Source organism: Streptomyces sp. bgisy159 (genome assembly GCF_965341775.1).
Taxonomy (GTDB): domain Bacteria; phylum Actinomycetota; class Actinomycetes; order Streptomycetales; family Streptomycetaceae; genus Streptomyces.
Genome location: NZ_CBDQZH010000008.1, coordinates 22,191 through 36,327, shown reverse-complemented (window position 1 = coordinate 36,327; position 14,137 = coordinate 22,191). Strand labels below are relative to the sequence as shown.

The following is a 14,137-nucleotide window of genomic DNA, read 5'->3' as shown; positions in this document are numbered from 1 at the left end:
CCGTCAAACCCCCGGCCTGTGGGAGGACACTCTCAGAACAGCGGCTCGGGCAGCACGCCCTCCAGGGCGAGCAGCCTGCGCTTGGCCTCCAGACCGCCCCCGAAGCCCCCGATCCCGCCGTCGCTCTCCACGACCCGGTGACAGGGCACCACCACCGGCAGCGGATTGGCGCCCATCGCCGTGCCCACCGCCTGGGCCGCCCCCGGCTGCCCCACCCGCCGGGCGAGGTCGCCGTAGCCGACCACCGTCCCGTACGGCACACCGGCGGCCAGCTCGCGCAGCACCTGCCGGTTGAAGCCCCCTGTCAAAGACCAGTCCAGCGGTAGCTCGAAGGCCTGCCGGGCACCGGCGAAGTAGGCCTCGACCTGGCGTATCGCCTCCGCGAGCAGCGGGGCACCGGGTGCCTCGACGGGCACCGCGGCCAGGCGTTCGGCGAGCTGGGCCAGAGCCTTCTCGCGCCTCGCCCCGTCCGCGTGGAAGACGACGTTGACCAGACCCGCGCCGGTCGCCGCGAGCAGCAGCGGCCCGATGTCGGTACCGACGACGGTCCACACGACGCGCTGCTCGTCCTGTCCGTGGCTGTCCATGCGCCCACCGTACGGCCTGCCACCGACAACGCCGCCGCGCACGGGGTCAGCGCAGGTACAGGGCCCGCCGCACCACGTCGGGCTTGTTGCTGATGATGCCGTCGACGCCGTCCCGGACGAGGTCGCGGACGGTGCCGGGGTCGTCCACCGTCCACGCGAAGACCCGCAGGGGGTCCCCGTGCGGGCCGACGTGCTCGCGCAGCGCCGACACGTACGCCTGCGACACGGCGGTGTAGGGCGGATTCACCAGATCGGCCACCGCCGCGTACCGGGACAGCTCCGTCTCGGCAGGCGCCCCGAGGAATCCGGTCCTGACAGCCGGCTCCAGGGCCCGCACGGCGTGCAGGCTGTCCAGATCGAAGCTCTGCACGATCAGCCGGCCGTCGAGGTGCCGTTCGTCGAGCCACCCCGCGTCGCCGAGCGCCTTGAGGATGTCCTGCTCGATCCCCGGGTACAGCGAGGGATTCTTGACCTCCAGGACCAGCCGCTGCCGATGGGACTCGACCTGCCGCAGGTACTGCTCCAGCGTCGGCACGCGTGTGCCCGCGTACGCGGGGGAGAACCAGCTGCCCGCGTCCAGCCGCGCGATCTCGGCGGCCGTGAAGTCCCCCACCTTCCACGGAGCACGGCTGGGGAAGACCTCCTCCGCGTCGGTCGTACGGCGGAGACTGTCGTCGTGGATGACCACGAGTTCGCCGTCCAGGGTGCGCTGGACGTCGTTCTCCACCCAACGGATGCCCAGTTCCGCGGCCTCGTCCACGGCGGCCAGGGTGTTCTCGGGGGCGTAGGCGGCGGCACCCCGGTGGGCGACCACCGTCGGCAGGGACACCGTCCCGGCCCGGGCGTGCGGCGCGGGGAGCAGGAGGGCGACGACGCCCAGGAGAGCGGTGGACAGGGCGGCAAGTGCACGCGTGTGCATGCGTACTCCTCGCGTCGAGCGATCACGGACAGCTCAACTCTGACAGCAGAGAGTCACGGACGGGGTGTGTCGGACTGCCGCACGGTGGAGAGAGTCGCCCACTCCCGCTCACTGAGGCGGCACATGTGGGGCAAGACCGTGTTTCTTCGCCGGAGAATCGTTCGACCAATCCGGTGGGGGTTACTCTCTGCGTCACCCCTGACCGCTCCCCGCGGTCCCGGGGAGGGGGCGCTTTTCGGACACGTCGACAGGGCGGAGGGGCAGCCGGGCATGCAAGGCACGGTCGACGGCTTCAACTACGGACTCGTCACCCCGCTGGTGGCCTATCTCATGGCCTGCCTGGGCGGGGCCCTGGGCCTGCGCTGCACGACCAGAGCCCTGGTGGTGGCCCGCTCCTGGCGCCCCGGCTGGCTGGCCCTCGGTGCGGCGGCGATCGGCTCCGGCATATGGACCATGCACTTCGTCGCCATGATGGGCTTCACCGTGCGCGGCGCACCGATCCAGTACGACAAGCCCATGACCTTCGCCAGTCTGGGCGTCGCGGTCCTCATGGTCGGCGTCGGCGTCTTCATCGTCGGCTACCGGGGGGCCGCCGGAGCGGCGCTGTTCACCGGCGGCACCGTGACCGGCCTGGGTATCGCCTCCATGCACTACCTGGGCATGGCGGGACTGCGGCTGAACGGCACCCTGGAGTACAACACCGTCACCGTCGCCCTGTCCGTCGTCATCGCGATGGGCGCCGCGACCGTCGCCTTGTGGGCCGCCGTACAGGTCAGGGGCCTGAGGTGGAGCGTCTGCGCGAGCCTGGTGATGGGAGTCGCCGTCAGCGGTATGCACTACACCGGCATGGCCGCCATGAGTGTCCACCTCCACGGCAGCGGCGCGCCGGCCGTGGGCGACTCCTCCGCCGCCGTCCTCGCGCCCATGCTGATCGGCCCGCTCGCCTTCCTCTGCCTCGCCGGAGCCGTCGTCCTGTTCGACCCGCTGATGGCCACGGGCCGGCCCGCCGCCCGCGTCGAGCACGAACCCGGTGTCCCTGCCCACGAGCCGTCCGCCCGCACCCGCCGCCGCCCGTCCCCGCGCATCCCGCGCCGCGACCTCGCGCACGGCCACCGGGCCCCGCAGAATCGCTGACCGGACCCCGTTGTCAGTGGCGGGTCGTACGGTGGATGGCATGCGGCCCGTTTCCCACATCGAACGCACGGTGGCGCCCTTCGAGGTCGTCAGCCCGTACCAGCCCAGCGGCGACCAGCCGGCGGCCATCGCCGAGCTGGCGCGGCGCATCGAGGCCGGTGAGAAGGACGTCGTCCTGCTCGGCGCGACCGGCACCGGCAAGTCCGCCACCACCGCGTGGATGATCGAGAAGCTCCAGCGCCCCACCCTGGTGATGGCCCCGAACAAGACGCTGGCCGCCCAGCTGGCGAACGAGTTCCGCGAGCTCCTGCCCGACAACGCGGTCGAGTACTTCGTCTCGTACTACGACTACTACCAGCCCGAGGCGTACGTCCCGCAGTCGGACACCTACATCGAGAAGGACTCCTCGATCAACGAGGAGGTCGAGCGGCTGCGCCACTCCGCGACCAACTCCCTGCTCACCCGGCGTGACGTCGTCGTGGTCGCCTCCGTCTCCTGCATCTACGGCCTCGGCACACCGCAGGAGTACGTGGACCGCATGGTCCCCTTGCGTGTCGGCGAGGAGATCGACCGCGACGAGTTGCTGCGCCGTTTCGTCGACATCCAGTACACGCGCAACGACATGGCGTTCACCCGCGGCACCTTCCGGGTGCGCGGCGACACCATCGAGATCTTCCCGGTCTACGAGGAACTCGCCGTCCGCATCGAGATGTTCGGCGACGAGATCGAGGCCCTCTCCACGCTCCACCCGCTCACCGGCGAGATCATCAGCGACGACCGGCAGCTCTACGTCTTCCCGGCCTCCCACTACGTCGCCGGCCCGGAGCGCATGGAGCGGGCCGTCAACGACATCGAGAAGGAACTGACCGAGCGCCTCACCGAGCTGGAGAAGCAGGGGAAGCTTCTGGAGGCCCAGCGCCTGCGCATGCGCACCACCTACGACATCGAGATGCTCCGCCAGATCGGCACGTGCTCCGGCGTGGAGAACTACTCGATGCACTTCGACGGGCGCCTCCCCGGCTCCCCGCCGAACACCCTGCTGGACTACTTTCCGGACGACTTCCTGCTCGTCATCGACGAGTCGCACGTCACGGTCCCACAGATCGGCGCCATGTACGAGGGCGACGCCTCCCGCAAGCGCACCCTCGTCGACCACGGCTTCCGGCTGCCGTCGGCGCTCGACAACCGCCCTCTGAAGTGGGAGGAGTTCCAGGAGCGCATCGGCCAGACCGTCTACCTTTCGGCGACGCCCGGGAACTACGAGCTGTCCCGGGCGGACGGCGTCGTCGAGCAGATCATCCGTCCCACCGGACTCGTCGACCCCGAGGTCGTCGTCAAGCCCACCGAGGGCCAGATCGACGACCTGGTGCACGAGATCCGGCAGCGGGTCGAGAAGGACGAGCGCGTCCTGGTCACCACGCTCACCAAGAAGATGGCCGAGGACCTCACCGACTACTTCCTGGAGCTCGGTATCCAGGTGCGCTACCTGCACAGCGACGTCGACACCCTGCGCCGCGTGGAGCTGCTGCGCGAACTGCGCAGCGGCGAGTTCGACGTCCTGGTCGGCATCAACCTGCTGCGGGAGGGGCTGGACCTGCCCGAGGTGTCCCTGGTGGCCATCCTCGACGCCGACAAGGAGGGCTTCCTGCGGTCGGGTACCTCGCTCATCCAGACGATCGGCCGCGCGGCGCGCAATGTCTCCGGCCAGGTCCACATGTACGCCGACAAGATCACCCCGGCGATGGAGCGGGCCATCGACGAGACCAACCGCCGCCGGGAGAAGCAGGTCGCCTACAACACGGCGAACGGCATCGACCCGCAACCGCTGCGCAAGAAGATCAACGACATCGTGGCGCAGATCGCCCGCGAGGAGGTCGACACCGAGAAGCTGCTCGGCTCGGGCTACCGCAAGGCCGGGAAGGACGGCGGCGGCACCAAGGCCCCGGTGCCGTCTCTCGGCGGCAAGGCGGCGAAGGCGGCCCAGGGCGCGAAGACCACCAAGCCGGCCAAGGGCAAGGCCCGCGAGACCGTCCCGACCGACCGTCCCGCGGCCGACCTCGCCGAGCAGATCGAGGAGATGACCGAGCGCATGCGGGCGGCCGCCGCCGATCTCCAGTTCGAGATCGCGGCCCGGCTGCGCGACGAGGTCTCGGAGATGAAGAAGGAGCTGCGCCAGATGAAGGAGGCGGGCCTGGCCTGACGCCGCACCCGGCGGTGGACGGGTGGTCCGGGCGGATGCGCTGTGTTGCAAGACCGACACAAAGTAGGTGGCCGGGTTCGGCACTGTCAGTGCGTCTGCGTAGGGTTCTTGCCAACCGCGCGGTGCGCGGCAACAGGGGACGTCCGAGAGGGGAATCAGCGCGTGACCGTCAACATGACCAAGGGTCAGGCCATCAGTCTGCAGAAGAACGACGGGGGCAGCCTGACCGCGGTGCGCATGGGTCTCGGCTGGCAGGCCGCTCCGCGCCGCGGCCTGTTCGGGTCCCGCACCCGAGAGATCGACCTCGACGCCTCGGCCGTCCTCTTCGCCGACAAGCAGCCCGTCGACGTCGTCTTCTTCCGTCACCTGGTGAGCGACGACGGCTCGGTGCGCCACACCGGCGACAACCTCGTCGGCGGCGTCGGGCAGGGCGGCGACGACGAGGCGATCCTCGTGGACCTGGCGCGGGTGCCGGTCCACATCGACCAGATCGTCTTCACCGTGAACTCCTTCACCGGGCAGACCTTCCAGGAGGTCCAGAACGCTTTCTGCCGTCTGGTCGACGAGACCAACGGCCAGGAGCTCGCCCGCTACACCCTCGCCGGCGGCGGCGCCTACACCGCCCAGATCATGGCGAAGGTACACCGGTCGGGGGCCGGCTGGACGATGACGGCCCTGGGCACCCCGGCCAACGGCCGCACCTTCCAGGACCTGATGCCCGCCGTCCTGCCGCTGCTCTAGGCGGCCGGTACCGGATCACTCACACGCGACTCAGGGGGACGACAGGCGATGACGGCTGAGCTGGTGCGGGGGCAGAACCACCCGCTCTCCCAGGTCCGCCTCGAGATCAGGATCTCGGCCGGCACGCCGGTCGTGGCCGCGGCCACGACCGGTGACGAGCAGGGCCGCGTGCCGGACGCCGAGTGGGTGGCCCACCCGGGCGCGCCCGCGCTGCCCGGCCTGGAGGTCTCCCGCCAGGCCGCCGCCGACCACCGGCTCGCGGTGGATCTCGACGCCGTGCCGACCGCCGTCCATCGGGTGAGCGTCCTGCTCGCCCTGCCGGGCGGCAGAAGCGGGGGAGGACCGCAGCGCTTCGGTGCCGTCGCTGCCCCCTTCGTCGCCGTCACCGGCCTCGACGGCACCGAACTCGTCTCGTACACCCTCACCGGTCTGGACTCGGAGACCGCCGTCGTCGCCCTGGAGCTCTACCGCCGCCAGGGGGCCTGGAAGGTCCGCGCGGTCGGCCAGGGATACGCGGGCGGCCTGGCCGAGCTGTTCACCGACCAGGGCCTGCCCCAGGCCCACCAGTTGGCCTCCGGCATCCATGAGGCTGTGACGCGGGGCCTGGCCCGCGCGCTGCCGGCCCCGCGGCCGCGGACGCCGGACGCCGACCGCCCCCATGCCGCCGCCTCCGCACCGGGGCCGGACCAGACCGGCTCTCCACACGGCGCGTCCGGCGCGGGCGCCTCCGGACCCTACGGTGCCCAGGACGACGCCGGCCCGCACTCGGCGCGGACGACCCCGGGCCCGGACACGAGTCAGCCGGCCGGTCCCACCCCCGTGAGTCCCGTCCCGGAAGAGCCCGCCACGCCGCCCACGGGCGGTGGACCCGTCGACTACACGCACCCGGGCCGGCAGAGCGCCGCTCCGCCGCCACCCCCGCCGACCGCGCCCCCGGCGGCCCCCGGGCAGCCCGCGCAGCCCGTCGCCGGTGACGCCACCGGCTGGTCCATGGAGGAGCGGCTCTACAACCAGGTGTGGGGCATGTTCGAGGACCTGGCCCGCACCACCGCCGCGTACCGCAGCGCAGTCGATTTCGCCGACTCGCGCCGGGAGAAGGAGCTCGACCAGGTCCTGTCGGACCCGCGCAGCCGTGGCGGCGACCAGGCCGAGGCCGCCCGCGACGCGGCGCACCTGAAGTACGCCCAGCTCGTCGACCATGCCCGGCAGGCCCTCGACCGCGACCTCGCCCAGCTCACCGCTGAGGCCGACGTGGTGGAACCCGCGCTGCCACCGGCGTTCGCCCGCTGGGACAACCCTGTGTGGCACGCCTACCGCGTCCCCATGGAGATCCCCATGGCGCTGCGGATGGGTGATCTGCGACTGCCCGAGAGCGACCCGCTGCGGATCCCGATGCTGCTCCGGCTGCCGCTGGAGCGCGGGTTGTGGATCGACTGCGGGCGCACCGCCGCGGCCGACGACTCCTTCGCCGACGCCCACGACCTGCGCCGCCTGGCCATGGAGTGCGCGGTGGCGCACACCGCCCGGCTGCTGGCCGCGTACCCGGCCGGCGAGTTCACCGTGCACGTGATCGACCCGGCGGGCTCGGGAGCGCAGGCGCTCGGGCCGCTGGTGCGGCACGGCGTCCTGGCCGGCCCGCCCGCCGTCGGCGCGGCCGGGGTCAAGGACGTCCTGGAGCGGCTCACCCAGCGGGTGGACCTGGTGCAGATGGCGGTCCGCGGCGGCGCGGCCGACTCGCTGCCGCCCGGCTTCGACACCTCCGAGCAACTGCTGGTCGTCAACGACTTCCCGCACGGCTTCGACGACCGTGCCGTGACCCAGTTGCGGTATCTCGCGGACGAGGGCCCGGCGGTCGGTGTCCACCTGATGATGGTCGCCGACCGGGAGGACGCCTCCGGTTACGGTCCGTTGCTGGATCCGCTGTGGCGGTCGCTGCTGCGGCTCACCCCGGTGCCCGACGATCACCTCGCCGACCCGTGGGTGGGCCACGCCTGGACGTACGAGCCGACGCTCGTCCCGCCCGGCAGCCAGGTGCTGCATCAGGTACTGAGTCAGGTCGCCACGGCTCGCGCCAAGCATTGGTAAAGCGCCGTTGAACTGCTCGTTTGAAGATTCTTTTGCCTGACGCTTTACCTTCTCTTGGTGATCGGAGTATGGTTCTTCGCACGGAGGGGAGTACTCCCTGACTTGCTGCGGCGTTCCCGTCAGTACGGATCCGGCCACCTGACCGACCAGGCCGGCATCCCGGGACGCCGGCCCTCCTCGGGCGGAAGAGACCTCCGGCAGCGACGACGCTGATTACTTGCCGTTACGTATTGCCGGAGGCGCAGTGGATGTTTCCGTGACCCTGTGGGTCCTGACGATCGTGGGCCTCGCCGCCCTGATCGCGGTCGACTTCTTCATCGGCCGCAAGCCGCACGACGTGTCCATCAAGGAAGCCGGCATCTGGACCGTCGTCTGGATCGCCCTCGCCGGCCTCTTCGGAGCCGGCCTGCTGGTCTTCGGCGGCGGCCAGCCCGCCGGAGAGTTCTTCGCCGGGTTCATCACCGAGAAGTCCCTCAGCGTCGACAACCTTTTCGTCTTCGTCCTGATCATGGCGAAGTTCGCGGTCCCGTCGCAGTACCAGCAGCGCGTCCTCCTCGTCGGAGTGCTCATAGCCCTGGTCCTGCGCGCCGTGTTCATCGCCGCCGGCGCCGCGATCATCGCCAGCTTCTCGTGGGTGTTCTACCTCTTCGGTGCCTTCCTGATCTGGACCGCCTGGAAGCTCGTCCAGGAGGCGCGCGCCGACGAGGACGACGAGGAATACGAGGAGAACAAGCTGCTCAAGGCCGCCGAGCGCCGCTTCGGGGTCGCCGACCGCTACCACGGCACCAAGCTGTGGATCCAGCAGAACGGCAAGCGGGTCATGACCCCGATGCTCGTCGTGATGCTCGCGATCGGCACCACCGACGTGCTCTTCGCTCTCGACTCCATTCCCGCGATCTTCGGCCTGACACAGGACCCGTACATCGTCTTCACGGCCAACGCGTTCGCCCTGATGGGGCTGCGGCAGCTGTACTTCCTGATCGGCGGTCTGCTGCGCAAGCTGGTCCACCTCAGCTACGGGCTGTCCATCATCCTGGGCTTCATCGGTGTGAAGCTGGTGCTCCACGCGCTCCACGAGTCCGGAGTCCACGTCCCCGAGATCAGCATCCCGGTCTCGCTCGGCGTGATCTGCTCGGTCCTGATCGTCACCACGGTCACCAGCCTGCGCGCGTCGAAGAAGCAGGCGGCGGCCGATGCGGCGCACGCCATGAGCGAGAGCGCTCCGAAGGAGAGCGCCGACACCTGACGGCGGACAGCGTAGCGAGAATCAGGCACGGGAGCGGTACGCGGCGAATTGCCGGGTGCCGCTCCCGGTGCTTGCTTGGTGCTGAGCGTGTTTCCCCACCCGGGGACGCCCCGGCCCGGTGAGGTGCCCATGAAGTTCGTGCAGATCGTCGACTTCCGGACCGAGCGTCTGGAGGAGATCAATGAGCTGCTGCAGGAGTTCGCCCTGCGCCACGCCGGACGGCCGAACGCCCCCGCGCACCACATGCTCCTGAAGGACCGCGACAACTCCCACCGCTACCTGGCGGTGATCGAGTTCGACTCCCACGAGGAGGCCATGCGCAACAGCGACGACCCGGAGACGTCCGAACTGGCCGAGCAGCTCGGCGCGCTGTGTATCGGCGACCGCGTCTACACCAACTGCGACGTGCTGGACCCGGACGCCGCCCGGTAGCCCGGCGCACGCCCTGGAAGCGCACGGCCCGTCGGGAGCTCCGAGAGATGAGCTGCGCCGGCCGGACCGAGGCCGGTCACCGCATGACCGCCGCCGCCCGCCCGCCCGGTGCCGGCCGCGGCCGAAGCCGCAGGTCAGTCCATGACCGGCGCCGCCACCGGCACCGGGCGGGTCTCCGGTAGCAGGGCGAAACAGCCGAGGCTGAGCAGCGCGATCCCGGTCAGGTACGCACCGACACCCCAGGGGACCCGCCCCCCGGACTCCGCGAGCGCCGTCGCCGCGATCGGGGTCAGCGCGCCCCCGAGGACCCCGCCCAGGTTGTAGCCCACCGCCGCGCCCGTGCAGCGCACCCGGGGTTCGTACAGCTCCGGCAGATAGGCCGCGATCACCGCGAACATCGTCACGAAGGAGACCAGCGCGCCCAGGAAGCCCAGGAACATCGGCAGCGGCTCGCCGGTCGCCAGCAGCGCCACCATCGGGAACATCCACAGTGCGCAGGCGGCGCATCCCGCCAGGCACATCGGTCGCCGTCCGAACCGGTCACCCAGGACCGCCATCACCGGGGTCAGCGCACCTTTCACCACCACCGCCGCCATGACGCAGCCCAGCATGACGGTGCGGTCCACGCCGAGCCGTTCGGTCCCGTAGGCCAGGGACCAGGTCGTCACCGCGTAGAAGATCGCGTAGCCGGCGGCGAGCGCACCGGCCGTCAGCAGCACGAGCCGCCAGTGGTGACGCACCACATCGGCCAGCGGCACGCGCGCGTGGTCGTCGATCTCCAGGAACCGCGGACTCTCCGCGAGCGACGACCGCAGCCAGAGTCCGGCCACCGCCAGCGCCCCGCCCGCCCAGAACGGGATCCGCCACCCCCACGCGGCGAACCGCGCGTCGGACAGCGTGGCCGAGAGAACCAACATCACTCCGTTGGCGAGCAGGAACCCGACCGGCGGCCCGATCTGCGGGAAGCTCGACCACAGCGCGCGCCGCCCGGCGGGCGCGTGTTCCGCCGTCAGCAGCACCGCGCCACCCCACTCTCCGCCGAGCCCCAGTCCCTGCAGGAACCGCAGCAGGAGCAACAGCAGGGGAGCGCTCACCCCGATGCTGTCGTACGTCGGGACGCAACCGACCGCGACCGTCGAGGCGCCGGTCAGCAGCAGGGACGCCACGAGCACCGGTCGGCGTCCGTGCCGGTCTCCGACGTGTCCGAACAGCACCGACCCCAGCGGCCGTGCCACGAAGCCCACAGCGAAGGTCCCGAAGGCCGCCAGGGTCCCCGCCAAGGGGGAGAACGTCGGGAAGAACAGGGGGCCGAGAACCAGCGCGGCCGCGGTCCCGTAGACGAAGAAGTCGTAGAACTCGATGGCCGTGCCGGCGAGCGAGGCCGCCGCCAGCCGGGGCATGGACGCGGCGGGGCCGCTCACGGTGCGTACGTCGTGCATGCCGCGTCAACTACCCACTGTGACGGAGGGTTACGGGGCGGGGTGACCGTCTCGTCAGTACGTGACCGTGATGCGCCGGGCGGGCCCGTCGACCCGCACCAGGCCGCCGTACGGCATCACCAGGTTCGGATCGGTGTGCCCGAGGTCCACGTCGAAGACCGCCATGGTGTCGGGGGCGTAGTCCCGCAGGGCGCGCAGGACGGCGTCGCGCTGTGCGGCGGCGTAGCGGGCGGCCTCCCGCTCGCTGTGAGGCCGCTCGAAGGACCAGGTTTTCGGCCGGCCCATCAGCAGGGCCGAGAAGCGCCCCAGCAGCCCGCGCTCGCCCATGTTGCGCAGTGTGCGGAAGACCTCCGTGGCGCTCGGCAACTCCTCCGAGGTCTCCAGGAACAGCACTCCGCCGTCGAACTCCGCCGGGTCGCGCGGGATCTCCCGGTCGGCCGTCAGCAGCCAGGCGACGATCTCCAGACACCCGCCCCAGCTGCGGCCCTCCACCACCCGGTCGGCGTTCACCCAGGTCCAGCCGGTGCCGGGTCGTGCGGGTGGCTCAGTCTCGAAGGTGGCCGGCTCGGCCCAGTCCCGGTCGACGTCGTTCCAGCGCTCCGCAGGGCGCAGCTCGTACGGGCCCGGGGTGAACAGAGCGGCCCGCAGGGACTCGGCGGTCTGTGGGTGCATGGCGCCGGGACGGCCCAGCTCGACCATCACGCTCCCACCGTGGTAGCCGACTATCCCGGTGTTGCGCAGGAACATGAGCAGGTTGGTGTTGTCGCTCCACCCGAAGAACGGCTTCGGATGCGCCCGGATCAACTCCCGGTCCAGCAGCGGCAGTACGGTGATCTGATCGTCACCGCCGATCGAGGCGAAGACCGCCTTGATGTCCGGGTCGGCGAACGCGGCGTGCAGGTCGTCGGCCCGCTGCCGCGGCGTCGAGCCCATGGTGCGGCTCGCCGGATACTCGACCGGCACCAGCCCGTACTCCCCGCGCAGCCGCTCCAGGCCCAGTTCGTAGGGGAGCGGGAAGAGCCCCGGCAGGCCGCTGGAGGGCGACAGGACGGCCACCCGGTCACCGGGGGAGGGCTTGGGCGGGTACGCGGGCGTCCTCATGGCAGGAGGCTAGTGCTCCGGGCCCTTCGGCCGCACCGTGATAAACCGGGGTCCGAGCAGCGGTCCCGTGCGGACCGCCCCTTCTGACGGACCGGAGGAACCGTGCCCCGCACCCTGGCCAACGCCCCCATCATGATCCTCAACGGCCCCAACCTGAACCTCCTCGGTCAGCGGCAGCCGGAGATCTACGGGTCCGACACGCTCGCCGACGTCGAGGCGATGTGCGCGAAGGCGGCGGCCGCACACGGCGGCCGGGTGGACTTCCGCCAGTCCAACCACGAAGGGCAGCTCGTCGACTGGATCCACGAGGCGCGGCTGCAGCACTGCGGGATCGTGATCAACCCCGGCGCCTACTCGCACACCTCGGTGGCGATCCTCGACGCGCTCAACACCTGCGACGGCATGCCGGTCCTGGAGGTGCACATCTCCAACATCCACCGGCGCGAGTCCTTCCGGCACCACTCGTACGTCTCGCTGCGCGCCGACGGGGTCATCGCCGGCTGTGGTGTGCAGGGTTACGTGTTCGGCGTGGAGCGGGTGGTGGCGCTGGCCGGGGCCACGCAGGCCGAGGCGTGAACCCCGCCTGGGCCGCCGGCCGAGGGCGGGGATCGGGAGGCCGGCGGCCACTGCCGAGCGGGAGCCGTCATCCCGCGCGGGGCTGAGTCCAGTTCACCGCGCCCACCGCGCGCGTGGGGAGCGCGCGCGACATGCCGACAGGTGTGCGCCGTTCACACGGGGCGCGCGAGCCGAATATGCGCGGGGCGCGCGCGACGACGGCGCGCGCCCGTTCCGTGCCACGTGAACCGCGCGAAGGAACTTGCGCACGTGTCCCGGGCGCGATCCTCGCGCTCACCAACCGCGCGCGTGCCACTCCGGCAGCTGCGGTCGCTCCGCGCCCAGGGTCGTGTCGTTGCCGTGGCCCGGGTAGACCCACGTCTCGTCCGGCAGGACATCGAAGAGCTTGGTCTCGACGTCGTGGATCAGCCGGGCGAAGGCTTTCGGGTCCCTCTGGGTGTTGCCCACCCCACCCGGGAAGAGGCAGTCCCCGGTGAACACGTGAGGATGCCCGTGCGGGTCGTCGTAGACGAGGGCGATCGAGCCGGGCGTGTGCCCGACCAGATGGCGGGCGGTGAGTTCCACCTGACCCACCCGGATCACGTCCCCGTCGTCGATCGGCACGTCGGTCGCCACCGGGATGCCTTCCACGTCGTCGCGGCCGGCGTACGTCCGCGCGCCCGTGGCCGCCACCACCTCGGCGAGGGCCTGCCAGTGGTCGCCGTGCCGGTGGGTGGTAACGACGGAGGCGATTCCGTCGTCACCGATCATGCCGAGCAGCGTGTGACCGTCGTTGGCCGCGTCGATCAGCAACTGCTCGTCCGTGGCCCGGCAGCGCAGCAGATAGGCGTTGTTGTTCATGGGGCCGACCGCGATCTTGGTGATCATGAGGTCCTTGAGCTCGTGCACGTCCGCCGGGCCGCCGACCGTCACCTCTCCGCTGTACGTCATGACCGCAGCCTATAGCGGGGGGAGGCCCGGCAGCGGTCCACCGGAGACCGACAGCGCCGATCCGTCCCGGCGCCCGGCGAGCCAGCCCAGCAGATCGGCGGCGGGGCCCGTGACGGTGGCCTCGGCGGCGTCCGCGGCCCGTCCCGTGTGCCACGCGCGCGTGCCGTCCGTCACCCGGGTCCGTGGTACGCCGGGGTGCCCGGCGAACCGTTCGGTCAGGAAGTCGATCTCCCGCTGGACGAACTCGGCCGGCAGGTCCTCCAGCTGGTATCCGATCCCGAGGTCCACGTGGTGCAGCTCCACCTCGACCCACCGCCGGAACGGCACGCGTGCGGCGGAGTCGGTCACCCCGTTGCGCAGCTCCACCGTGCGGGACCAGTCCGCGGGGGCGGCGCCGACCGCGTCGAAGCGGGCCGCGGTCCCGCGCAGGTCCGCGAGCTGCTCGTCGAGGGGGCGCGGGGCGTCCCGCTCGATGTCGCCGTCACGGACCTCCGCGGAGGCGTACATGGGCCGGCCCTCCAGGACGTTGACGAGGGCGTCGGCATTGCGGGACAGATGCGCCAGGACGTGCCCCCGGCTCCAGCCGGGCAGGCGTGACGGCGCGGAGACGGCCGCGTTGTCCAGCTTGGCGACCGCGGTGAGCAGTCGCTCGGTCGCGTCCCGTACAGACGCCAGGTCATGAGCGTGATCAATCATGCTGCTGACCCTAGTGCCGCCACCCCTTCGGGTGAAGGTGGTGAAGGAGTG

The 14,137-nt window shown here is 71.1% G+C and carries 13 protein-coding genes; 7 read left to right on the top strand and 6 right to left on the bottom strand.

What is annotated here, in order from left to right; translation table 11 throughout:
* Positions 1–32: 32 nt before the first annotated feature.
* Positions 33–587 (bottom strand): methylated-DNA--[protein]-cysteine S-methyltransferase, encoded by a 555-nt coding sequence (locus ACSLTV_RS10630; RefSeq protein WP_432136055.1) that lies wholly within the window; start codon positions 585–587, stop codon positions 33–35.
* Positions 588–633: 46 nt separating this feature from the next.
* Positions 634–1,506, bottom strand: a complete 873-nt coding sequence (locus ACSLTV_RS10625; RefSeq protein WP_432136056.1) for a glycerophosphodiester phosphodiesterase — start codon at positions 1,504–1,506, stop codon at positions 634–636.
* Positions 1,507–1,776: 270 nt separating this feature from the next.
* Between ACSLTV_RS10625 and ACSLTV_RS10620 the strand changes: the two genes are divergently transcribed.
* The 6 genes from ACSLTV_RS10620 (at position 1,777) to ACSLTV_RS10595 (ending at position 9,344) form a co-directional block, all read left to right on the top strand.
* Positions 1,777–2,640 carry an MHYT domain-containing protein gene (locus ACSLTV_RS10620; RefSeq protein ID WP_432136057.1) on the top strand — a complete coding sequence of 288 codons (864 nt, stop codon included), beginning with the start codon at positions 1,777–1,779 and terminating at the stop codon, positions 2,638–2,640.
* Between the two features lie 40 nt (positions 2,641–2,680).
* Positions 2,681–4,840 carry an excinuclease ABC subunit UvrB gene (gene uvrB, locus ACSLTV_RS10615; protein WP_432136058.1) on the top strand — a complete coding sequence of 720 codons (2,160 nt, stop codon included), beginning with the start codon at positions 2,681–2,683 and terminating at the stop codon, positions 4,838–4,840.
* A 162-nt stretch (positions 4,841–5,002) separates the two neighbouring features.
* On the top strand, positions 5,003–5,581 hold the full coding sequence (locus ACSLTV_RS10610) for a TerD family protein (protein ID WP_432136059.1): 579 nt from the start codon (positions 5,003–5,005) through the stop codon (positions 5,579–5,581).
* A 48-nt stretch (positions 5,582–5,629) separates the two neighbouring features.
* Positions 5,630–7,666, top strand: coding sequence for a TerD family protein (locus tag ACSLTV_RS10605; protein WP_435612015.1), 2,037 nt, complete (start codon positions 5,630–5,632; stop codon positions 7,664–7,666).
* Between the two features lie 244 nt (positions 7,667–7,910).
* The gene (locus tag ACSLTV_RS10600; RefSeq protein WP_432136061.1) at positions 7,911–8,912 is read left to right on the top strand and encodes a TerC family protein; all 1,002 of its coding nucleotides are present in this window, start codon (positions 7,911–7,913) and stop codon (positions 8,910–8,912) included.
* 129 nt (positions 8,913–9,041) lie between these two features.
* Positions 9,042–9,344 carry a hypothetical protein gene (locus tag ACSLTV_RS10595; protein WP_432156580.1) on the top strand — a complete coding sequence of 101 codons (303 nt, stop codon included), beginning with the start codon at positions 9,042–9,044 and terminating at the stop codon, positions 9,342–9,344.
* Positions 9,345–9,478: 134 nt separating this feature from the next.
* Here the strand turns inward: ACSLTV_RS10595 and ACSLTV_RS10590 are convergent, their stop codons facing one another.
* Positions 9,479–10,744 carry an MFS transporter gene (locus ACSLTV_RS10590; protein WP_432136085.1) on the bottom strand — a complete coding sequence of 422 codons (1,266 nt, stop codon included), beginning with the start codon at positions 10,742–10,744 and terminating at the stop codon, positions 9,479–9,481.
* A 93-nt stretch (positions 10,745–10,837) separates the two neighbouring features.
* Entirely contained in the window at positions 10,838–11,884 is a 1,047-nt protein-coding gene (locus tag ACSLTV_RS10585; protein WP_432156579.1) for a S66 family peptidase, read from the bottom strand.
* Positions 11,885–11,986: 102 nt separating this feature from the next.
* Between ACSLTV_RS10585 and aroQ the strand changes: the two genes are divergently transcribed.
* The gene (aroQ, locus tag ACSLTV_RS10580; RefSeq protein WP_432156578.1) at positions 11,987–12,460 is read left to right on the top strand and encodes a type II 3-dehydroquinate dehydratase; all 474 of its coding nucleotides are present in this window, start codon (positions 11,987–11,989) and stop codon (positions 12,458–12,460) included.
* A 273-nt stretch (positions 12,461–12,733) separates the two neighbouring features.
* On the opposite strand, the gene ACSLTV_RS10575 is transcribed toward aroQ, so the two are convergent.
* Both ACSLTV_RS10575 and ACSLTV_RS10570 read right to left on the bottom strand, forming a co-directional pair.
* The gene (locus tag ACSLTV_RS10575) at positions 12,734–13,390 is read right to left on the bottom strand and encodes an MBL fold metallo-hydrolase (RefSeq protein ID WP_432136065.1); all 657 of its coding nucleotides are present in this window, start codon (positions 13,388–13,390) and stop codon (positions 12,734–12,736) included.
* A gap of 9 nt (positions 13,391–13,399) precedes the next feature.
* Entirely contained in the window at positions 13,400–14,086 is a 687-nt protein-coding gene (locus ACSLTV_RS10570; RefSeq protein WP_435612014.1) for a maleylpyruvate isomerase family mycothiol-dependent enzyme, read from the bottom strand.
* Between the last annotated feature and the right edge of the window lie 51 nt (positions 14,087–14,137).

Bases quoted from the DNA above. Each gene is read 5' to 3' on its own strand.
- ACSLTV_RS10630 (WP_432136055.1), bottom strand. From the start codon at position 587: ATGGACAGCCACGGACAGGACGAGCAGCGCGTCGTGTGGACCGTCGTC.
- ACSLTV_RS10625 (WP_432136056.1), bottom strand. From the start codon at position 1,506: ATGCACACGCGTGCACTTGCCGCCCTGTCCACCGCTCTCCTGGGCGTC.
- ACSLTV_RS10620 (WP_432136057.1), top strand. From the start codon at position 1,777: ATGCAAGGCACGGTCGACGGCTTCAACTACGGACTCGTCACCCCGCTG.
- uvrB (WP_432136058.1), top strand. From the start codon at position 2,681: ATGCGGCCCGTTTCCCACATCGAACGCACGGTGGCGCCCTTCGAGGTC.
- ACSLTV_RS10605 (WP_435612015.1), top strand. From the start codon at position 5,630: ATGACGGCTGAGCTGGTGCGGGGGCAGAACCACCCGCTCTCCCAGGTC.
- ACSLTV_RS10595 (WP_432156580.1), top strand. From the start codon at position 9,042: ATGAAGTTCGTGCAGATCGTCGACTTCCGGACCGAGCGTCTGGAGGAG.
- ACSLTV_RS10590 (WP_432136085.1), bottom strand. From the start codon at position 10,744: ATGCCCCGGCTGGCGGCGGCCTCGCTCGCCGGCACGGCCATCGAGTTC.
- ACSLTV_RS10585 (WP_432156579.1), bottom strand. From the start codon at position 11,884: ATGAGGACGCCCGCGTACCCGCCCAAGCCCTCCCCCGGTGACCGGGTG.
- ACSLTV_RS10575 (WP_432136065.1), bottom strand. From the start codon at position 13,390: ATGACGTACAGCGGAGAGGTGACGGTCGGCGGCCCGGCGGACGTGCAC.
- ACSLTV_RS10570 (WP_435612014.1), bottom strand. From the start codon at position 14,086: ATGATTGATCACGCTCATGACCTGGCGTCTGTACGGGACGCGACCGAG.